Origin of the sequence: Sphingomonas sp. IC-56 (genome assembly GCF_021043375.1) — a bacterium.
In the GTDB taxonomy this organism is placed as follows: Bacteria; Pseudomonadota; Alphaproteobacteria; order Sphingomonadales; family Sphingomonadaceae; genus Sphingomonas.
The window spans coordinates 85537-104485 of sequence record NZ_JAJNDV010000011.1; the positions used below are offsets into that span (position 1 = coordinate 85537).

An 18949-nucleotide genomic window follows, 5' to 3' on the forward strand; every position below is an offset into this window, starting at 1 on the left:
CATCTTCCTCCTTTGCCGGTTTGACTTACCGCAGGAGAGAGAAACTCACATGGCTACACGCATTCGCGACCTCCGACTGACGTCGGGTTCGCAATTCCTTACCGACAGCTTTCAACGCGGCTTGGCGCACTGGAACCGCGAGCGCCTCGAGCCCGGTTTTCCCAGCGACGACTGGCAGCGCACCTTCGACCGCGACTTGCGCATGCAGCGGCTGGAAGGCGCGTTCCTCGAAGAACTGCGCGCCGAAGTCGCCGACGAAGCCGCCGCCGCGCCGACCGATGTCGAGGGCTTCATCGCCTGGTTCGAAAATCTGAAGCAGGTCGGCCCAGGTCAGGGCGATCCGCTCTTCCCCTGGCTCGCCGAGAGCGCCGACAAGGAAGAACTGCGCTGGTTCTTCGAACAGGAAGCCGCGGGCGAAGCGGGCTTCGACGATCTGGTCGCGATGACGCAGGTCAAGCTGCCGACCCGCCCCAAGCTCGAACTCGCCCGCAACTATTGGGACGAGATGGGCCATGGCACGCAAAAGGGCATGCATGGCCCGATGCTCGACGCGCTGGTCGACACGCTCCAGGTCGAACCGGTGATCGAAAACACCGTCTGGGAAAGCCTGTCGCTCGCCAACGCGATGACGGCGATGGCGACCAACCGCCGCTATGCCTGGCATTCGGTCGGTGCGCTCGGCGTGATCGAACTCACCGCTCCGATCCGCGCAGATCTGGTCGCCAAAGGCCTCAAGCGCGTCGGCCTCACGGCCAAGGAAGCGCGCTACTTCACGCTCCACGCTGTGCTCGACGTCAAGCACAGCGAGGACTGGAACCGCGAAGCTATCCGCCCTGCCGTGGAGGAAGACCCCCGCCGCGCCACCGCCATGGCCGAAGGCGCGCTGATCCGCCTCAAATGCGGCGAGCGCTGCTTCGAAGCGTACCGCACTCACCTCTGGGGCTGAACCCCACCCACCTCCCTCTTGCAAAGCGAGGGAGGTGGCGCGCGTACCGGCGAGGAGCTAGCATCGTCGCATGCTCAGCCTCGCCCTGCTCGCCACCTTCCTCGCCATCCCCGATGACATGCCGATCCCGGCCCATAGCGCGGGGCGCGTCACCGCCGACGGGCGGTTCGGCTGGCCCGGCGTCTATTTTGAGGGGCGCTTCACCGGCGACGATGTGAGCGTCGCGGTCGAGACCAGCCACGACCATTTCCGCGTGCTGATCGACGGCAAGGAACGCGCCACCCTCACCAAGGCTGGCGAAGCGCGGGTTTCGTTCACCAAACTGGGGCAGGGCGAACACATCGTCCGCCTCGAAAAGCTGACCGAAAGCCAGGAGGGGAGCTCACGCTTCCTGGGGTTCTTCACGCGAACCGGCCACGCCATTGCCCGGCGCGCGGCCAATCCGCGGCAGATCGAATTCATCGGCGACAGCTACACCGTCGGCTATGGCAACATCTCCGCCGACCAGACCTGCACCGAACAACAGGTCCACGACCGCACCGACACGCAAGCGGCGTTCGGTCCCGTCCTCGCCCGGCGCCTCAATGCCGACTACCGCATCGTCGCCTTTTCCGGGCGTGGCATCGTCCGCAACTATAGCGGTCTCGCGCCGGGCATGAGCCTGCCCGTGCTCTACCCTCGCGCTATCCCGGGCGAGGCGGCCGCCGCGGCGACGGATGCGGCATGGCGGCCCCAGACGATCGTCATTAATTTGGGCACCAATGACTTCTCGACTGCGCTGAAGCCGGGGGAAGCGTGGAAGGATGACGCCGCGCTGCGCCAGGATTACCGGGCTCGCTATGTGGCGTTCGTCAAGGAACTGCGCGCGCGGCAGCGCCAGGCGCGGGTGATCCTCATGGCGCCGGAGCGCTTCTATGCCGATGTGGAAGCGGTGGCGAAGGCAACGGGAGCGACGCCGGTGAAGTTTGGGCCACTGGCGCTGACGGGGTGCCATGGGCATCCTTCGGTGAAGGATGATGCGGCGATGGCCGACCTGCTGTTTGGAGTGATCGGGGGGTAAGGCGGTGAACTCCGGAAGGTGGAGTGACCTTCCCATATCCGTCACCCCGGCCTTGAGCCGGGGTCCCGCTGCCTGTTGAGCCGCAGAAGAAGCGGGATCCCGGCTCAAGGCCGGGATGACGAGGAGAAAAGGTCAGTCCCCCTCCCAGAGTGCGCCGCAACTGGGCCCCGGCCTTCGCCGGGGAACAGCTGCGGGACTGGTTACACCGCCTTCAGCGCTTCCTCGAAGTCGGCGATCAGGTCGTCGGCATCCTCAACGCCGATCGAGATGCGGACCAGATTGTCGGTGATCCCCAGCGCCTGTTTGCGCGCCTCGGGTACTGACAGGTGGGTCATCCCCGCAGGATGGCTCGCCAGCGTCTCGGTGCCGCCCAGCGACACCGCCAGCTTGGCGATCTTGAGTGAATCGAGGAACGCGAACGCCTCCTTCTCGCCACCCTTCAAGTACAGCGAGAAGGTCGATCCCGCGCCGGTGCAGTGCCGGCGATAGATGTCGGCCTGACGCGCATCGTCGCCGCGGTCGAGGAAGCCGAGATAGCCGACCTTCTCCACCTTCGGGTGCGCGGCCAGGAACTCGCACACCTTGGCGGCATTCTCGCCCGCCCGGCTCATGCGCAGTTCCAGCGTCTCAAGGCTGCGCAGCAGCATCCAGGCGGTGTTGGGATCGCAGATCGTGCCGATGGTGTTGCGCATCAGCCGGATGGTGTTGATGTGCTCCTTCGACCCCAGCACGCCGCCCGCGACCAGATCGCTATGCCCGCCGGCATATTTGGTCAGCGAATAGACGACGATGTCGGCGCCCTGATCGAGCGGCTTGGCCCAAAGCGGGCCCAGAAAGGTGTTGTCGATCGCGATCGGCGGCTTGTTTTCGCCAGTGAAGATCGCGTCGCGGCTCGCCGCTACCGCCTCGACATCGACCAGCGCGTTGGTCGGGTTCGCCGGGCTTTCGAGATAGATCAGCGCGACATTGCCGCTTGCCGCCTCGCTCAGCACGGCGTCGATCTCCTCGCGCGTCGCGCCGGCCGGAAAGTCGAGCCACTTCACGCCGAACTTGCCGAGGATGCGGCCGATCAGCGTCTCGGTCGCGGCATAAAGCGGTCCCGAATGGACGATGGTGTCGCCGGGCTTGGTCATCGACAGGAACAGTGTCGCGATCGCCGACATGCCGGATGAAAAGGCGAGCGCGTCCTCGGCCTCTTCCCACAGCGCCAGGCGGTCCTCCAAAATCTCCTGGTTCGGGCCGTTGAAGCGCGAATAGACCAGGCCCTCGGCACCGCCCGGACGCTTGCCAGTCACGCCCTCGAAGTGGCGCTTGCCCGCCGCGGCGTTGGGGAAGACGAAGGTGGAGGTGAGGAAGATCGGGGGTTTGAGCGATCCTTCCGAAAGCACCGGATCATAGCCATGGCCCATCATCAGCGTGGAGGGCTTCAGCTTGCGCCCGCCGACCTGCTCGACATTGGCCTTGGGCCGCCGGCGCGCAGTGCCGCCGGTCAGGTCGGCTTCGGTTTCGTCGGTCATGCTGGTCTCCGATTGATTGTTGGTTACAAGTGTAACCAGATTCGCTGGCGCCTCAATCCTCGCTGCGCGGGAGGGGCGGCGTCGCCTGAGGATACTACTTGTTCAGCCCCTCAGCAGTTCCCCCGCGGAGGCCGGGGCCAGCGCCGGCGCATTAACTGAGGATGGTCTGCCCTCGAGAAGACGTGGCGACTGGGCCCCGGCCTTCGCCGGGGAACATTCAGGTGAGCCCGATGATCGAAATCTGCCGCCCATAATCGGGCTCGCCGCGATGCGTCGCGCGGCGGTAGCTGAAGAAGCGGTCGGCATCGCCATAGGTGTCGAGCCCCAGCATTTCGACCGTGCGAACCCCCGCCGCGGCAAGGCGGTGCGCGACATAAGCTTCCAGGTCGAACTGGAAATGCTCAGGGCGGCCGTCGGCGAAGAAGCGCTCATTCTCCGGATCGGCTTCGGCGAAGCGGCGAAAAAAACCTTCATCCACCTCATAGCTCGCCCGCGCGATGCACGGCCCCACTGCCGCGACCACCCGCTCGCGCCGGGCGCCCAGTGCCTCCATCGCCGCCAAAGTGGAGTCAGTCACGCCGCCGATTGCGCCCTTCCACCCGGCGTGCGCGGCGCCAACCACGCCCGCCTCGCGGTCGGCGAACAGCACCGGCGCGCAATCGGCGGTGAGGATGCCCAGCGCCAGGCCAGGCCGATTAGTGACGAGCGCATCGGCGCGCGGCCGCAGCCGTTCCTCAAAGGGCTCCAGCACCGTGACCGCGTCCGCCGAATGTACCTGGTACAGCGTCACCAACTGTCCGCCCGGCAGCACCGCGTCGCGCGCGCGGCGGCGGTTCTCCTCGACCACCGCCGGATCGTCCTGCGATCCCACGCCCACGTTCAGCCCGGCATGCACGCCGTCCGACACGCCACCGCGCCGCCCCAGAAAGCCATGCGCCACCCCATCGAGTGCCCGCGCGCGGATCACCTCGACGCTCACAGGTCCAGGCTCATGATGCGATCATCGTCGATATGATCGCCGACGCGGAATTCGTAGCGCCCGATCTCCTGGAAGCCGTGGCGCTCGTAGAAGCGCCGGGCGCGGTGATTGTCGACATAGACGCTCAGCACCATGCGCGTGGCGCCCTGTGCCCGCGCCGACGCGATCGCCCAGGCGGCCAATGCCTGCGCCGCGCCGGTGCCCTTGCCCCGCTCGCGTAGATAGAGCTGGCGCAGCTCGGTCGTCGGCGGCCCTGCCTCCACCGGCAGCGTCACCGGCCCGATCTTGCAGAAGCCGACCACGCCCGCATCGTCCTCGGCCAGTCGGACGGCCATCCCCGGCGTCGCCAGTTCCTTCGTCCAGGCTTCGAGGGTGAACTGGCCTAGAAAAGCGGCCAGGTCCTCCGGCTTGTAGAGGTGGCCGAAGGTGGCGACGAAGCTTTCGCGGAAGACGGCATCGATCGCCGACACGTCGCCCGCCTCGGCGTCGCGGTAGCGGATCATGCGAACCCCGCCGGCACCGGCCAGCCGGGCGCCGTAACGGCCATCACCTTGAACAACTCGCCCATCGCCTCGTCGCCGATCAGCCGGTCGCGGTCGATTGCCAGCTGCTCCGCGCGCTCGGGCGCCGCCCGCGACAATGCCTCGGCGCGCGCCTCGATGCCGAGCGCACACAGGAAAGCGCCCTGCGTCACCGGGCCGTGCACCACCAGCCCCTCGGCCTCCGCCGCTTCCTTCAGCGTGCCGAAATCGACATGCGCGGTCAGGTCGGCCTCGCCGGGCGCGTCGAACGGATTGGCATAACGATGCCCGCGCACGGCCTGGAGCGTGTCGCCGATCGCGGGGCCCACATAGCCATAGTCGATGATCAGCGCGGCGCCCCCCTGCTTCTCCAGCCGCGCCGCCAGCCCGCGCAGTACCGCGACGCTTGCCGGAGAAGTTTCCAGGATCGATCCAGGCGCCGCCTCGCGCAGATCGGGCGGGATGATCATGTCGAAGCTGCGGTCGCCGGCGATCGGCAGGAACAACGTGTCCTGGCAGGCGACCAGCCGCTCGCGCCAGCCATCGCCGGTCGCCACCAGCTGGCGGATCGGCAGGGCGTCGAAAAACTCGTTGGCAACCACCAGCAGCGGCCCGTTCTCGGGCACGCCGACCAGGTCGAGATGCCATTCGGCGTCCGGCACCCGTTCGGCCTGCGCGGTGCGGAGGGTCGGGCTGTTCTCGATGAAATGCACGGGGGGTTGCATGCCAGCCTCGCCCAGCACCCGCAGCGCATCGGCGGCGAGGGTGCCGCGCCCAGGACCGAACTCGACGTAGCGCGGGTTCTGGACGCCCGCCCGCGCGGCAAGGTCGGCCAGCCAGGCGCCGACCAGTTCGCCGAACATCTGGCTGATCTCGGGCGCGGTGGTGAAGTCGCCGCGCGTGCCCAGCGGATCGCGCGTGCCGTAATAATGCGCGTTCGCCGCCCCCATGAACTGCGACAGGGGGATCGGCCCGCCCAGGGTGATCGCGCGGGCGAGGCGTTCGGGCAGCAAAGGCTCGGGCGGGGTGGTCGTGTCGGTCATCGGATCGCTCGGCTCAGGCCACGCTCTCCGATCCCGCGATCGGCTCCACCCGCTGGCGCCGGCGCTTGGACGTGCCGATCAGGTACACGCCACCCGCGATCATCGGGATGCACAGCCACTGGCCCATGTGCAGCCCGGTCTGCTCGACCAGCCAGACGAGCTGGCGATCGGGCTCGCGGAAGAATTCGACAAAGAAGCGGCACAGGCCATAGCCCAGCACGAAGATGCCGACGAGCTTGCCCGGCTGGTAGCGCGAATCGGTGCGCCAGAAGAAGAACCACAGCACCACGAACAGCAGGATGCCTTCCAGGCCGGCTTCATACAGCTGGCTGGGATGGCGCGCAGGCTCGATCATGCCCGGCTCCACCGTGTTGCGGAACACGATGGCCCAGGGCAGGTCGGCGGGCTTGCCCCAAAGTTCGCCGTTCACGAAGTTCGCCAGCCGCCCGAAGAACAGTCCGAACGGCACCGCGCACGCGACATAATCGTGCACGCGCAGCCAGTTGAGCCCGTGCCGCCGCGCCAGGATGATGATCGCTACCGTGGTGCCAATCACGCCGCCATGGAACGACATGCCGCCATCCCACAGCTTCAACACCTGGATCGGCCGGGTTAGCATGTCGGGGGCGTAGAAGATCACATAGCCCAGCCGCCCGCCCAGGATGATGCCGAGCGTCGCGTAGAACACCAGGTCGTCGGCATGGCGCCGCGCCATTGGGGCGCCGGGCTGGTCCAGCAGCTTGAGCAGGTACCACCAGCCGATCAGGATGCCGGCGATGTACGCCAGCGAATACCATTTGATCGTGAAGAAGCCGAGCGACAGCGCTACGGGATCGAGCCCTAGGTCCTGATAATGGATATGGCTGCCGGCAGCGGCGGCAAGAATGGTTGAAAGCACGATCGTCGGTTCCCCGTTGATGGGTGTCGGGCTGCGATAGAACAGCCATGCGTCAAACCCAAGGCCGAAGCGCTGGTAAGCGCGCGGGCGGCGCGATAGAGCGTGCTGCATGGCTCCAGACCATGGCACCTCGGGGAGGATCGACCGCCGCACGCTGCTGATCGGCGGCGGCGTGGGCGCGGGGCTGCTGGTTGCCTGGGCCGCATGGCCACGCACCTATCTGCCCAATCTGACCGCGGCTGAAGGCGAGACGCTGTTCGGCGCCTGGATCAAGATCGGCACCGACGGCCATGTCACCGTCGCCGTGCCGCAGCTGGAGGAAGGGCAGGGGGTTTATACCGCGCTGCCCCAGATCGTCGCCGACGAACTCGGCGCCGACTGGAAGCTGGTCGGGGTCGAGCCTGCGCCGCTCAATCCGCTATACGCCAATCCGCTCGCCGCCGAGACCCTGTTCGAAGCGGCGTTCGCCCGCGTCCCGCACTCGCTGCGCCGCAGCTATGCTACGCGCAACACGCTGATGCTGACCGGCGGCTCCACCTCGATCCGCAGCTTCGAGGATCAATTGCGCCAGGCCGGTGCCGCCGCCCGCGTGCTGCTGCAAAAGGCCGCGGCGGCGCGTTGGAACGCCGACTGGCAGACGCTGACCACCAGCCGCGGTTTCGTGGTGAATGGCAGCCAGAAGCTCGGTTTCGGCGAACTCGCTGCCGATGCAGCGGGCGAAAGCCTGCCCGATCCGCTGCCGCTGCGTGCTGGCGAGGACCGGCTGACCGGCCGCGCCGTGCCCCGGCTCGACGCGCCTGCCAAGGTCGACGGCACCGCCCTGTTCGCCGCCGATATACGCCTGCCCGACATGCTCCATGCCTCGATCCGCATGGGTCCGACCGGCGACACTGCGCTGCTCAAGCTCGACCGCGCCGCCGCCGACCAGATTCCGGGCATGCGCGCAGTGGTGACCACCGACGACTGGGTCGCGGCGGTAGCCGATCACTGGTGGGCCGCCGACCGCGCGCTCGACGCGATGCGCCCGCGCTTCCGCACCCCTGCGCGGGTGGTGAACAGCGACACGATCGACGATGCCCTGTCGGGCGCGCTCAACGGCGACGGCACCCGTCTCGCCTCGACGGGCGACCTTGCCGCCGACTTCCGCGGCGCTCGCCTGATCACCGCCGACTACCGCGTCGGCCTTGCGCTCCACGCCACGCTGGAGCCGATGACCTGCACCGCGCAGTGGAAGGACGGACGCCTTTCCCTCTGGCTCCCGACCCAGGCACCCGCTCTGGCCCGCGCCGCTGCCGCGCATGAAATCAGCGTCGACGAGAACGTGGCCACCGTGCATCCGACGCTTGCCGGCGGGTCGTTCGGCGCCAAGCTGGAAGTGCAGATCGCCCGCCAGGCCGCCCGCCTCGCCAGGCATCTTGAACGGCCGGTGCAGCTCACCTGGCCGCGCGGCGAAGACTTCCGCCACGACCGTTACCGCCCCGCCGTTGCTGGACGCATGGCGGCGAAGCTGGACCAGGCGAACCGCCTTACCGGCTGGCTCGCCAAGGTAGCCGCGCCGGAGACCAGCCGCGAACTCTCGCAGCGCCTGCTTGGCGAACAGCCGCTCGCCGCCGCCTCGCTCAAGCTCCACTCGGGCGATCCGGCAGCGGTGGCTGGCGCCGTGCCGCCCTATGCCATTCCCAACCTGGCGGTGGACCACCACTCCGCCGACATCGGCGTGCCCACCGGATACTGGCGGTCGGGCGCACATAGCTACACCTGCTTCTTCACCGAAAGCTTCGTGGACGAACTTGCCCATGTCGCGCAACAGGAGGCGGTGTCGTTCCGCATGGCGATGCTCGGCCAGCAGCCTCGCCTTGCCCGCTGCCTGCAAATGGCCGCGCAGCTGGGCGGCTGGCAGGGCGGGCAGCCCGGCAGCGCGCAGGGGATCGCCTGCCACGCCTTCCGCGGATCGTACATCGCCGTGCTCGCCGAGGCGCATCTCACCAGCGAACGCCGCGTAAAGGTCGACCGGATCGTCGCCGCGGTGGACTGTGGCCGGGTGATCAACCCGGACCTCGTCACGCAGCAGATCGAAGGTGGCTTGCTGTTCGGCTTGGCCGCCGCAATCGGCGCCTCGACGGGCTTCAGCGAAAATGTCGCCGATGTGCGCGACATGTCGGAACTCCGCCTGCCGACGCTCGCTGACGCGCCGGAGATCACGGTGGAGATCGTGCCCAGCGCGGAGGATCCAGGCGGGGTGAGCGAGCTTGCCGTGGCTCCGGTGGCGCCCGCAATTGCCAACGCCCTGCAAGCGGCTACCGGCATACGCTTCCGCCGCCTCCCCTTGCTATCGGACCTTGAATGAAACGCCCCGCCGACCACCCGCCGATCCCCGCGCCGCGCATAGGCGTGTTGCTGGTCAATCTGGGAACGCCCGACGCGCCCGACGCGCGGTCGGTCCGCCGCTATCTGGGCGAGTTCCTGTCCGATCGGCGCGTTATCGAGATCCCGCAGATCGTGTGGCAGCCAATCCTGCGCGGCATCATCCTGACGACGCGGCCGAAGAAGTCGGCGCACGCCTATGCCCAGGTGTGGAGCGAGCAGGGGTCGCCGCTCGCCGCGATCACCCGCGAGCAGGCGCAGAAGCTGGAAGGCGCGTTCGGCGACGGCGTCATCGTCGACTATGCGATGCGCTACGGCAATCCGGCTATTCAGGACCGGCTTGCCGCACTGAAGGCGCAGGGGTGCGAACGCATCCTCGTGGCGCCGCTTTACCCGCAATATTGCGCAGCGACGACTGCGACCGCCAATGACATGGCGTTTGCCGGGCTCGCCAAGATGCGCTGGCAGCCGGCTTTGCGCACCCTGCCGCCCTATTACGATGATCCCGCCTATATCCAGGCGCTTGCCGTTTCGGTGGAGGAGTCGCTCGCCCGGCTCGATTTCACCCCCGACGCGATCCTCGCCAGCTTCCACGGCATGCCCGAGCGGACGCTGCACCTGGGCGATCCCTATCACTGCCACTGCCGCAAGACTGGAAGGCTGTTGAGCGAGGCACTGAACCGCGAATTGATCGTCACCTTCCAGTCGCGGTTCGGCCGGGCCAAGTGGCTCGAGCCCGCCACCGACACCGTGCTTGCCGAGCTGCCGGCCAAGGGGATCAAGCGCGTTGCGCTGGTCGCCCCCGGTTTCTCCGCCGATTGCGTCGAAACGCTGGAAGAGCTGTCGATCCGCGGGCGTGAGACATTCGAGCAGGCCGGCGGCACCGACTTTGCCTATCTGCCGTGCCTAAACGCTACGGAACGCGGCGTCGCGATGCTGCGCAACATTTTGCAACGGGAACTTGCAGGCTGGACCGACGCTACGTAGCGTCGGTGGGATCAAGAGAGGGATGCAGATATGGCACGCGTAGCAATCGTAACCGGCGGCACGCGCGGCATCGGAGAGGCGATCAGCCTGGCGCTCAACGAACTGGGCGTAACCGTTGCTGCGAATTATGCGGGTAATGAGGAGAAGGCGCGGGCCTTTACCGAGCGCACCGGGATCGCGGCCTATCGTTGGGACGTGGGCGATTTCGATGCCTGTGCAGCGGGCGTGGCGCAGGTCGCCGCCGATCTCGGCCCGGTCGACATCGTGGTCAACAATGCCGGCGTCACCCGCGATGGCACCATCCTGAAGATGGACCGCGACATGTGGGAGGACGTGATCCGCATCAACCTGGGCGGCTGCTTCAACATGGCGCATGCGGCGTTCCCCGGCATGCGCCAGCGCAAATGGGGCCGCATCGTCAACATCGGGTCGATTAACGGCCAGGCGGGCCAATATGGTCAGGTGAACTATGCCGCCGCCAAATCCGGCATTCATGGCTTTACCAAAGCACTTGCACAGGAAGGCGCGCGGTTCGGCGTGACCGTGAACGCAATCGCGCCGGGCTATATCGACACCGACATGGTGGCTGCGGTTCCCGCCGATGTGTTGGACAAGATCGTCGCCAAGATCCCGGTCGGGCGCCTGGGCCAAGCGAGCGAGATCGCCCGCGGCGTCGCGTTCCTCTGCTCGGAAGAGGCCGGGTTCGTGACCGGATCGACGCTGTCGATCAATGGCGGGCAGCACATGTATTGACGGTGCGGGCGGGGGTCGTTCGATCCCCGCTTACTGCCGCTCGGCAGGGTCAACGGAAAAGGGGCCGGTGCCTATCGGTACCGACCCCTATCCCCTCGATACGCTACGCGAGGGAAACTGCTCGTTCGAACAATGCGCCACCCATGGATTGGTTGCATTGACGCGTTCCTGAACAGAACTGTTATCTCCTGTTCATCTTCAAAGCGCTGGCTCGGGCCGCGCAAAGGGCTATGACCGCGCCGATGCGTGGCGTTCTTCCGCTCCTGGCCGTGGTTTCCCTGTTCACGCAGACAAGTTCGACGGCGAGCATCCGCCAGATGCTGGGCGATCGCCCGAACATGGCCGCGCACCCGGTGGTGCTGGACCCCGGCCATCCCGAACGCACGCAAGTGGGTGCGCTGACCTGGCTGGGCGGGGTGCGGCTGACGAGCGATGATCCCGTGTTCGGCAGCTTTTCAGCGATGCTGATCCAGGGCGACCGGTTCACTCTGCTCAGCGACTATGGCAACCTCGTGCAGTTTCGCATGGGAGCCGATTGGCGCCCGCGGGAGGTGTCGTTCGCCGACTTGCCCGGCGGGCCGGGGACCGGCTGGGAAAAGCGCCAGCGCGACGCGGAGTCGATGACCGCAGATCCTGCGACCGGTCAGGTCTGGGTCGGTTTCGAATGGGCAAACGCCATCTGGCGCTTCGACGGCGCGTTCAGCCGTGCCGAGGCGCATGCCATGCCAAAGGCCATGCGCGACTGGCCGACCGGCGGAGGGCCAGAGGCGATGCTGCGGCGGCGCGACGGCAGCTTCCTGGTCATCAGCGAGGATGCCCGGCCCAAGGACGACGAGCATTCCGCTGCGCGTCGCGGGCTGCATTTTGCCGGCGATCCCACGGATAAGGGGCGGGAGCCGATGTCCTTCCTGTATGTGCCGCCGGCGGGCTATGATCCGGTCGACATGGCCGAGCTGCCCGACGGCCGCGTGCTCGTGCTCAACCGGCGCTTCTCCATCCCCGACCTGTTCACCGCCAAGCTGACGCTGATCGACCCGCGCCGCCTGCGCGCCGGACAGGTGCTGCGCGGCCGCGAACTCGCCACGCTCGCCCCGCCGCTGCTGCACGACAATTACGAAGCGCTGGCGGTCAGCCAGGAAGGGGCGGACACGATCATATGGATCGCGTCGGACGATAATGGCGAGATCTGGGAGCAGTCGCTGCTGCTGAAGTTCAAGCTTACGCTCTGAGCCTAACCCTCGCGCAACGACGAAAGCCCCGGCCGCTCCTGCGAGCGCCCGAGGCACAAACGCGTAAACTCCCGCAGGGGCGGGGGTGCGCCTCCGGTGCACTCAGGCACCGGCGAATGGGGAGGGCACCTTTCGGTGCCCCGCCACTCAGGCCGCTTCGGCGGTCTGGGTCGCAGCCTTGCGCACTTCGCGCTTCAGGCGGCGTGCACGCAGCGAGAGGTCCTCGTCGCGGGTCTTAAGCAGCCAGTTGTCCAGGCCACCGTTATGCTCGACCGAACGCAGACCGTGGGTCGACACGCGCAGGCGGATGCTGCGGCCCAGCGAATCGGAGATCAGCGTCACGTTCTGCAGGTTGGGCAGGAAGGTACGCTTGGTCTTGTTGTTGGCGTGGGAGACGTTGTGTCCCACCTGCCGGCCCTTGCCGGTCAGCTCGCAAATGCGCGACATCGCTTCAGATCCTGAGTTGCGGCCTAAGCCGGAAAGGCCGCGCCAGTACCGCCTAAGCGGTGGGGCGTCAACCGATTCTCCGCATGAAGGTGCCCTGTCACCCCATGCGATAAGGTCCAAATAGGGCGGTGGGGCGGCGCAGGCAACCAGGCGGGGCGCCATGCGTTGGTTACGCAGCCGATTTGAAAGGAAACCTGAATCATGCGCTTGATCCTCGTCCTGCTCGGGCTGGCGGCCTTGGTCGTGGTGGGCCTGCTTGCCACCGGCATGATCAGCCTGGACGCCTATGGCGGGCGCCTGCCCACCGTGTCGGCGGAAACTGGCAAGGTCGCGATCGGCAGCAGCAACCGCACGATGGAAGTGCCCACGGTGGAGATGCGCAACACCACGGTCTCGCTGCCGACCATTGAAGTGCAAAAGGCGCCGGAAGCGGCTCCTGCGCCAACGCCGGTGCCGGCACAGTGAGCGGCGCGACGCCGGGGCGAATCGCAGCGGCGGTGCTGTTGCCGCCGCTGGGCGTGTACCTGGCGAGGGGCGCAGGCCGTGACTTCGCCATCGCCTGTGGCCTGACGGTGCTCGGCTATCTGCCCGGCATGGCGTTCGCGCTGTGGAGCGTGCTTCGCGGGGAGGCTCCGCGTCCGGTCACAGCCTGAGGCGTGACGCGCGGGCCCAGGCGCGATAGGCCGGGGCCATGTTTCCCTTGCCCGAACCGATGCGCCTGGCGCTCGCCGCCGCTGCCGATGCCGCCACGCGCGGCGAAGTGCCGGTTGGCGCGGCGGTGGTGCGGGACGGCCGGGTCATTGCGGTAGCGGCCAACGCGCCGCGCACGCTGCATGACCCCACTGCGCATGCCGAAATGCTCGCCATCCGCGAGGCGGCACGCATCTTTGGACGCGAGCGGCTGGAGGACTGCGACCTGTGGGTGACGCTGGAGCCCTGTGCGATGTGCGCCGGAGCGATCGCCCATGCCCGAATCGCGCGGCTCTATTGGGGCGCCGGTGACGCAAAGGGCGGCGCCGTGGAGCACGGCCCGCGCTTTTTCACCCAGCCGACCTGTCACCACCGGCCCGAACTCTATCCCGGCATTGGTGAGGCCGAGGCCGGCGGGCTGTTGCGAGCGTTCTTCCGGGCGCGGCGGTAGTGGAGCACCAATCCTCCCCTTTCAGAGGAGGATTGGGAAACGTCAGCCCAAATTGCCCTGCGTCACCGGGACAAGCTTGATCTCGACGCGCCGATTCGCGGCCTTGCCGTCTTCGGTTTCGTTGCTGGCGATCGGCTGGGTCTCGCCAAAGCCGCGGGTCGCCAGGCGTGCAGTCTCGACGCCGCGCCCGGCCAGGTAATCGGCGACTGCGGTCGCACGCCGTTCCGACAGCGTCAGATTATAAGCATCGCTGCCGGTCGAATCGGTGTGCCCGTACACATCGACATAGGTCTGGCGATATTCGCGCAGCACATCGGCGACCTGATCGAGCGTCGGTCGGAACTGCGGCTGGACGCTCGCCTGGTTGGTGGCGAAGGTGATGCCAGAGGGCATGCTGAGCACCAGATCGTCGCCCTGGCGGATAACCTGTACGTCGGTGCCCGCGGTGCGGCGGCGCAGTTCCTGCTCCTGGCGGTCCATATATGCGCCGATGCCGGCACCCGCGAGCGCACCGATGCCGGCGCCCAGGATCTTTTCGGTACGGTCCCGCCGCCCGCCGACCAGGTCGCCCAACAGATAGCCGCCGACCGCGCCCACGCCGCCGCCGATCGCCGCCTTGGACACGCGCCGCTCGCCTGTGACGGGATCGGTCACACAGCCCGTCGTCAGCGTTGCGGCCGCGAGTCCAGCCATCAGCCATGCCTTGCGCATCATTCCTGCATTCCTTTTTGTTTCGCTTGGATCTTCGTCCAACCCGCCGCTCGCGGCGCTTGTTCCGGCATCACAACCAGCAAGACCGCTACAAGTTTGTTGTGAAGCCCCCGACTCTGCCTGTATGGCGTCCGCACATCATGGACGCCCCCTTTCCCTGGATCGACGTCGCGATCATCCTCGTGCTGATCGCCATTAATGGCATTTTCTCGATGTCGGAGCTGGCGATCGTATCCGCCCGCCCGGCGCGGCTGGAGGGGATGGCGCGTACCAGCAAGGGCGCAGCCACGGCGATCCGCCTGGCGGCTGACCCCGGCAAGTTCCTTTCCACCGTGCAGATCGGCATCACGTTGATCGGCATCGTCGCGGGCGCCTATTCCGGCTCCAGCCTCGGCACGCCGGTGGCGCAGCGGCTCCAGGGGCTGCTCGGGCTGGACGCAGAGACGGCGCAAACCGCCGGCATCGCGCTGGTGATCGCCATCACCACCTATGCCTCGCTGATCGTCGGCGAGCTGGTGCCCAAGCAGTTCGCGCTGCGCTCGCCCGAGCCGATTGCCGCCGTCATGGCGCTGCCGATGCTGTGGCTCAGCCGCATCACTGCGCCGGTCGTGTGGCTGCTCGACCGCTCCAGCGCGCTGGTGTTCCGCCTGATCGGCCTCAAGCGCGAATCGGAGAACCGCGTCACGGCCGAGGAGCTTCACCTGCTCGTCGCCGAAGCCTCTAAATCCGGCGTGATCGAGGAACATGAGCGTTCGATCATCTCGGGCGTGGTCCGACTGGCCGACCGCCCGGTTCGCGAAGTGATGACGCCGCGTACCGATGTTGACTGGCTCGACGTCGATCTCGACGCGGCCGGCATCCGCGAGGCGCTGTTGCAGACGCCGCACACCCGCCTTCCCGTCGCGGAAGGGTCGATCGACTCGGTGATCGGCGTCGTGCAGGCGCGCGACATCGCCGCCGCGCTGTTCCGGGGCGAGGCGCTCGATCTGCGCCGACTGATGCGCCCCGCGCCGGTGCTTCCCGACCAGGTCGATGCGATGGACGCCTTGGGTGCCCTGCGCCGTGCCGAGGTTCCCATGGGCTTCGTCCATGACGAGTATGGCCATTTCGAAGGCATCGTCACGCCGGCCAACCTGCTCGCGGCGATCGCTGGCGAGTTCGCGTCGGACGCGGAGCCCGGCGAGCACCCGAACCTGATCGTGCGCGAGGACGGCTCCTATCTGGTCTCGGGGCAGATGCCGGCGGACGCGCTGGCCGAACGCATCGGCCTCGAGCTGCCTGAGGACCGCGACTATGCCACCGTCGCCGGCCTCGCGCTCGCGATCCTCAAGCACCTGCCGCAGGAAGGTGAGACCTTCACCGAGCAGGGCTGGATCTTCGAAGTCGTCGACATGGACGGCCGCAAGATCGACAAGCTGCTGGTCCGTCAGGAAGACTGACGGCGCGGCCGGAGCCGCGCGTTACGCTCCGTCGGCGGCTTATAACCGGCCGAACTGCGCCTCATAGCCGGCGGTGTCGCCCGCCGCCAGGAACCCGGCCTGTTCGATCCAGCGGTCCCGCTGCAACCGGCCCTGAAAGGTGCCGAGCTGCGCATCCAGCGCCGCTGCTTCGCTCGAGGTAAGCGCGGCGATCTGCGCGAACCGGGTGATGCCCAGCGCGCGCAGCCGCTCGGCCAGCTTGGGCCCGACGCCCTTCATGCGGGTGAAATCGTCCGCATCGTCGCTCGACACCGGCGCCGGACCCGATGCGGCGACGCTTGCGGGCGAGGCGTCCATTGCGGCTGCCGCTGCGATCGGCTCGTCGGCCAGGGGCGCCGGCTCGCGCACGGGCTCTGCGGCAGGCGGGCTCGCCGGCAGCTCTGCCGCTGTGATCGGAGGCGGGCCGGAGGCAACCGGCGGCTGCCCCTGCGGCGCCGGGGCGGGGTCGCGCACGGGCTCCGCCACGGGCGGACTTGCCGGCAGGCCGGTGTCGTCGATGGGCGGCGGGGAAGGGGCGACGGGCGGCTGCGCGGGTGGGGCCGGCGCCGGGCTGCCGGCATAATGCGTTTCGCCGCGCTCCTCCAGTTCTTCGCGGCCCTGCCGCCGTCGCGACGCCAGCCGCGCGCCCCACCACAGGATCAGCAGCGCCAGGACAATCCCCAGCCCGATCAGCACGAACGGCAGCGTCAGCCAGTCCTGCCCCGCGTTCAGGATCGACGCCGGCGTCGGCGAAGCCATTTGTTCGTTCACATGCCCCTCCAGGCTCAAGCAATTCCGTAGCGTCACAACTGCATAGCGGCCCAAAAGAGCCCGTCCAGCGCCTCCGTTCGTCGCGGGCGCGCTTGTTTGATTCTGTTGCTGAGGTGGAACCACCCCGTTTTGAGCGCGTAGTCAGGCCGCGGGTGGGAACGCAGGGAGATTTTAGATGAAAGCCCTTCTGGTCGCGGCGGGTGCCGCAATAATGCTAGCCGGATGTACGTCCACCAACGATGTCGATGAGCCCGTGGCTGCGGCGGATCCGATGTCGCCGCTGAGCGCGCCGGGCTATATGTCCATGGCTGCGAGCAGCGACCTCTTCGAAATCGAATCGAGCCGCCTCGCGCTGCAGCGCTCGCAGAACCCGCAGGTTCGCCAATTCGCGCAGATGATGATCGACCATCACACCCGCACCACCGCGGACCTGATGGCCGTCGCCCGCCAGACCGGCATGAACCCGCCGCCGCCGCAGATGCTGCCGCCGCACATGGACGCCATGGCGCGCCTGCAGTCGGCCGGCCCGATGGATTTCGACGCCGCCTACAAGCGTGAGCAGATCGCCGCCCACCAGCAGGCACTGATGCTGCATCAGAATTACGCGTCGCAGGGTGACATGGAGCCGTTCCGCATGGCCGCCTCGCGCACCGTGCCGATCATCCAGAGCCATCTCGACCAGGCACAGATGCTTCCCGACTATGCACCGGCGCCGGCACCCATGCCCGCTCCGGCCGGCGCGGGCGAGCGGGGCCGTTAAAGGTCCAAACATGACCAACACCAACTTCGCGCGCGCCCGGTCCATCCGGGTGCGCGCACCTTTCCTGGCCATCCTCCTTGCCGCCGCGGTTCCGCTGGCGCCATCTTCGGCCGCCGCGCAGACCTCGCCCGCGCTGATCGACGCAATGGAGGGCGCGGACTCCGGATCGCGTGAGATCCGCAGCTTCTACCGCGCTCGCGCCTATGAGCCGCTGTGGATCCGCGACGACATGGTCGGCCCGGAAGCCGCGACGCTGCTGACCCTGATCGAGACTGCCGATCTCGACGGCCTCGATCCCGATACCTATCGCCCACGCACCATCGCCAAGGCGCTCGACCGCGCAATGAGCGGGTCTCCGCGCGACCTTGCCAGGGCCGAGATGCTGTTGTCCCGCGCCTTTGTGACGCTTGCCCGCGACATGCAGCGGCCCCGCGACGTCGGCATGCTGTACAACGACGCCGAGCTCGCGCCGCAACGCACCACTGCCGACACCCTGCTGAGCCAGGCTGCGCGTGCGCCTTCCTTGCGCGAACACCTCGAATCGGTCGGCTGGATGAACCCGGTCTATGCCCGCCTGCGCAACGCCGCGGCGGCCGAATATAATGGTGACTCGCCCGAGGCCGATATGCGCCTCGTCCGCCTCAATCTCGACCGCGCCCGGGCGCTGCCGACGAAGATGGGCGACCGCTACGTCCTGGTGGATGTCGCGGCTGCCCGGCTGTGGATGTACGAGAAAGGCCGCGTCGCCGGCACCATGAAGGTGGTGGTCGGCCGTCCCGACCAGCAGACGCCGATGATGGCGGCGCTGATCCGCTATGCCAGCGTGAACCCCTATTGGAACGTGCCGCCCGACCTGGTGGCCGAGCGGGTCGCACCCAATGTGCTCCAGGACGGCGTGCCCTATCTCAAGGCCAAGGGGTATCAGGTCCTGTCCGACTGGTCGGACGATGCCACGGTGGTGCCGCCTACCCAGGTCGACTGGAACGCGGTCGCCAGCAACGCCCAGCAGCTGCGCGTCCGCCAGCTGCCCGGACCGAGCAATGCGATGGGCCGCGTCAAGTTCATGTTCCCCAACAAGCTGGGCATCTACCTGCACGACACGCCGCAGAAGACGCTGCTCAAGGAAGATTCGCGCATGTTCAGCGCCGGATGCGTCCGGCTGGAGGATGCGCCGCGTCTCGCCCGCTGGCTGTTCGGCAAGCCCGTGCCGATGGGCACCGGCAAGCCCGAGCGCCGCGTGGATCTGCCCGATCCGGTGCCGGTCTACATCACCTACCTGACCACCGGCGTCGAAGGCGGGCGGCTGGTCCTGCGCGACGACGTCTATAACCGCGACGGCGTCCAGCTCGCCAGCCGCTGACCCTC

At 67.6% G+C, this 18949-nt stretch carries 20 protein-coding genes; 12 read left to right on the forward strand and 8 right to left on the reverse strand.

Annotation, left to right across the window (positions count from 1 at the left end; genetic code table 11):
• Window positions 1-49: 49 nt before the first annotated feature.
• Complete coding sequence (locus LQ953_RS14320) at window positions 50-946, forward strand: iron-containing redox enzyme family protein (RefSeq protein ID WP_231031588.1); 897 nt, start codon at window positions 50-52, stop codon at window positions 944-946.
• A 70-nt stretch (window positions 947-1016) separates the two neighbouring features.
• Window positions 1017-2006 (forward strand): SGNH/GDSL hydrolase family protein, encoded by a 990-nt coding sequence (locus LQ953_RS14325; protein WP_231031589.1) that lies wholly within the window; start codon window positions 1017-1019, stop codon window positions 2004-2006.
• Window positions 2007-2206: 200 nt separating this feature from the next.
• Here LQ953_RS14325 and LQ953_RS14330 read toward each other — a convergent pair whose 3' ends face one another.
• From LQ953_RS14330 to lgt, 5 genes are all read right to left on the reverse strand, one after another.
• Window positions 2207-3523, reverse strand: coding sequence for a cystathionine gamma-synthase family protein (locus tag LQ953_RS14330; RefSeq protein ID WP_231031590.1), 1317 nt, complete (start codon window positions 3521-3523; stop codon window positions 2207-2209).
• Window positions 3524-3740: 217 nt separating this feature from the next.
• Window positions 3741-4502 (reverse strand): peptidoglycan editing factor PgeF, encoded by a 762-nt coding sequence (gene pgeF, locus LQ953_RS14335; protein WP_231031591.1) that lies wholly within the window; start codon window positions 4500-4502, stop codon window positions 3741-3743.
• Entirely contained in the window at window positions 4499-5005 is a 507-nt protein-coding gene (locus tag LQ953_RS14340) for a GNAT family N-acetyltransferase (protein ID WP_231031593.1), read from the reverse strand. The genes pgeF and LQ953_RS14340 overlap by 4 nt, the downstream gene beginning before the upstream one ends.
• Window positions 5002-6066 (reverse strand): class I SAM-dependent methyltransferase, encoded by a 1065-nt coding sequence (locus tag LQ953_RS14345; protein WP_231031595.1) that lies wholly within the window; start codon window positions 6064-6066, stop codon window positions 5002-5004. The genes LQ953_RS14340 and LQ953_RS14345 overlap by 4 nt, the downstream gene beginning before the upstream one ends.
• 13 nt (window positions 6067-6079) lie before the next feature.
• Window positions 6080-6964: a prolipoprotein diacylglyceryl transferase gene (lgt, locus tag LQ953_RS14350; protein ID WP_231031661.1), complete on the reverse strand. Its 885-nt coding sequence runs from the start codon at window positions 6962-6964 to the stop codon at window positions 6080-6082.
• A 109-nt stretch (window positions 6965-7073) separates the two neighbouring features.
• On the opposite strand from lgt, the gene LQ953_RS14355 reads away from it, so the two are divergent.
• The 4 genes from LQ953_RS14355 to LQ953_RS14370 all read left to right on the forward strand — a co-directional run bounded on the left by LQ953_RS14355 (window position 7074) and on the right by LQ953_RS14370 (window position 12297).
• Window positions 7074-9311 (forward strand): xanthine dehydrogenase family protein molybdopterin-binding subunit, encoded by a 2238-nt coding sequence (locus LQ953_RS14355; RefSeq protein ID WP_231031597.1) that lies wholly within the window; start codon window positions 7074-7076, stop codon window positions 9309-9311.
• A complete protein-coding gene (hemH, locus tag LQ953_RS14360) occupies window positions 9308-10315 on the forward strand; it encodes a ferrochelatase (protein WP_231031598.1) in 1008 nt (335 codons plus the stop codon). Before LQ953_RS14355 ends, hemH begins: the two co-directional genes overlap by 4 nt.
• Window positions 10316-10345: 30 nt before the next feature.
• Window positions 10346-11068 carry an acetoacetyl-CoA reductase gene (gene phbB / locus LQ953_RS14365; protein WP_231031599.1) on the forward strand — a complete coding sequence of 241 codons (723 nt, stop codon included), beginning with the start codon at window positions 10346-10348 and terminating at the stop codon, window positions 11066-11068.
• 230 nt (window positions 11069-11298) lie between these two features.
• Complete coding sequence (locus LQ953_RS14370) at window positions 11299-12297, forward strand: esterase-like activity of phytase family protein (protein WP_231031600.1); 999 nt, start codon at window positions 11299-11301, stop codon at window positions 12295-12297.
• Window positions 12298-12444: 147 nt separating this feature from the next.
• On the opposite strand, the gene rpmB is transcribed toward LQ953_RS14370, so the two are convergent.
• The gene (gene rpmB, locus LQ953_RS14375; protein ID WP_231031601.1) at window positions 12445-12744 is read right to left on the reverse strand and encodes a 50S ribosomal protein L28; all 300 of its coding nucleotides are present in this window, start codon (window positions 12742-12744) and stop codon (window positions 12445-12447) included.
• A 201-nt stretch (window positions 12745-12945) separates the two neighbouring features.
• Here rpmB and LQ953_RS14380 point away from each other — a divergent pair, with 201 nt between their 5' ends.
• The 3 genes from LQ953_RS14380 to LQ953_RS14390 are packed head-to-tail and all read left to right on the forward strand — an operon-like array spanning window position 12946 to window position 13885.
• Window positions 12946-13209: a hypothetical protein gene (locus LQ953_RS14380; protein ID WP_231031602.1), complete on the forward strand. Its 264-nt coding sequence runs from the start codon at window positions 12946-12948 to the stop codon at window positions 13207-13209.
• On the forward strand, window positions 13206-13397 hold the full coding sequence (locus LQ953_RS14385) for a YqaE/Pmp3 family membrane protein (RefSeq protein ID WP_330999442.1): 192 nt from the start codon (window positions 13206-13208) through the stop codon (window positions 13395-13397). Before LQ953_RS14380 ends, LQ953_RS14385 begins: the two co-directional genes overlap by 4 nt.
• A gap of 59 nt (window positions 13398-13456) precedes the next feature.
• On the forward strand, window positions 13457-13885 hold the full coding sequence (locus LQ953_RS14390) for a nucleoside deaminase (RefSeq protein ID WP_231031665.1): 429 nt from the start codon (window positions 13457-13459) through the stop codon (window positions 13883-13885).
• Between the two features lie 42 nt (window positions 13886-13927).
• Here LQ953_RS14390 and LQ953_RS14395 read toward each other — a convergent pair whose 3' ends face one another.
• On the reverse strand, window positions 13928-14599 hold the full coding sequence (locus LQ953_RS14395; RefSeq protein ID WP_443026585.1) for an OmpA family protein: 672 nt from the start codon (window positions 14597-14599) through the stop codon (window positions 13928-13930).
• Window positions 14600-14736: 137 nt separating this feature from the next.
• On the opposite strand from LQ953_RS14395, the gene LQ953_RS14400 reads away from it, so the two are divergent.
• Window positions 14737-16035 carry a hemolysin family protein gene (locus LQ953_RS14400; RefSeq protein WP_231031603.1) on the forward strand — a complete coding sequence of 433 codons (1299 nt, stop codon included), beginning with the start codon at window positions 14737-14739 and terminating at the stop codon, window positions 16033-16035.
• Between the two features lie 39 nt (window positions 16036-16074).
• Here the strand turns inward: LQ953_RS14400 and LQ953_RS14405 are convergent, their stop codons facing one another.
• Window positions 16075-16824 (reverse strand): hypothetical protein, encoded by a 750-nt coding sequence (locus LQ953_RS14405; protein WP_231031604.1) that lies wholly within the window; start codon window positions 16822-16824, stop codon window positions 16075-16077.
• Between the two features lie 175 nt (window positions 16825-16999).
• On the opposite strand from LQ953_RS14405, the gene LQ953_RS14410 reads away from it, so the two are divergent.
• Together LQ953_RS14410 and LQ953_RS14415 are read left to right on the forward strand one after the other, a co-directional pair.
• A complete protein-coding gene (locus LQ953_RS14410) occupies window positions 17000-17584 on the forward strand; it encodes a DUF4142 domain-containing protein (protein WP_231031605.1) in 585 nt (194 codons plus the stop codon).
• Between the two features lie 10 nt (window positions 17585-17594).
• Window positions 17595-18944 carry a L,D-transpeptidase family protein gene (locus LQ953_RS14415; protein ID WP_231031607.1) on the forward strand — a complete coding sequence of 450 codons (1350 nt, stop codon included), beginning with the start codon at window positions 17595-17597 and terminating at the stop codon, window positions 18942-18944.
• The last annotated feature ends 5 nt before the right edge of the window (window positions 18945-18949 follow it).

Coding starts and splice junctions, on each gene's coding strand:
- hemH (WP_231031598.1), top strand. CDS start 9,308: ATGAAACGCCCCGCCGACCACCCGCCGATCCCCGCGCCGCGCATAGGC.
- LQ953_RS14410 (WP_231031605.1), top strand. CDS start 17,000: ATGAAAGCCCTTCTGGTCGCGGCGGGTGCCGCAATAATGCTAGCCGGA.
- LQ953_RS14355 (WP_231031597.1), top strand. CDS start 7,074: ATGGCTCCAGACCATGGCACCTCGGGGAGGATCGACCGCCGCACGCTG.
- LQ953_RS14390 (WP_231031665.1), top strand. CDS start 13,457: ATGCGCCTGGCGCTCGCCGCCGCTGCCGATGCCGCCACGCGCGGCGAA.
- LQ953_RS14345 (WP_231031595.1), bottom strand. CDS start 6,066: ATGACCGACACGACCACCCCGCCCGAGCCTTTGCTGCCCGAACGCCTC.
- LQ953_RS14370 (WP_231031600.1), top strand. CDS start 11,299: ATGACCGCGCCGATGCGTGGCGTTCTTCCGCTCCTGGCCGTGGTTTCC.
- rpmB (WP_231031601.1), bottom strand. CDS start 12,744: ATGTCGCGCATTTGCGAGCTGACCGGCAAGGGCCGGCAGGTGGGACAC.
- LQ953_RS14400 (WP_231031603.1), top strand. CDS start 14,737: ATGGACGCCCCCTTTCCCTGGATCGACGTCGCGATCATCCTCGTGCTG.
- LQ953_RS14380 (WP_231031602.1), top strand. CDS start 12,946: ATGCGCTTGATCCTCGTCCTGCTCGGGCTGGCGGCCTTGGTCGTGGTG.
- LQ953_RS14395 (WP_443026585.1), bottom strand. CDS start 14,599: ATGATGCGCAAGGCATGGCTGATGGCTGGACTCGCGGCCGCAACGCTG.
- LQ953_RS14320 (WP_231031588.1), top strand. CDS start 50: ATGGCTACACGCATTCGCGACCTCCGACTGACGTCGGGTTCGCAATTC.
- LQ953_RS14415 (WP_231031607.1), top strand. CDS start 17,595: ATGACCAACACCAACTTCGCGCGCGCCCGGTCCATCCGGGTGCGCGCA.
- LQ953_RS14340 (WP_231031593.1), bottom strand. CDS start 5,005: ATGATCCGCTACCGCGACGCCGAGGCGGGCGACGTGTCGGCGATCGAT.
- LQ953_RS14330 (WP_231031590.1), bottom strand. CDS start 3,523: ATGACCGACGAAACCGAAGCCGACCTGACCGGCGGCACTGCGCGCCGG.
- phbB (WP_231031599.1), top strand. CDS start 10,346: ATGGCACGCGTAGCAATCGTAACCGGCGGCACGCGCGGCATCGGAGAG.
- LQ953_RS14325 (WP_231031589.1), top strand. CDS start 1,017: ATGCTCAGCCTCGCCCTGCTCGCCACCTTCCTCGCCATCCCCGATGAC.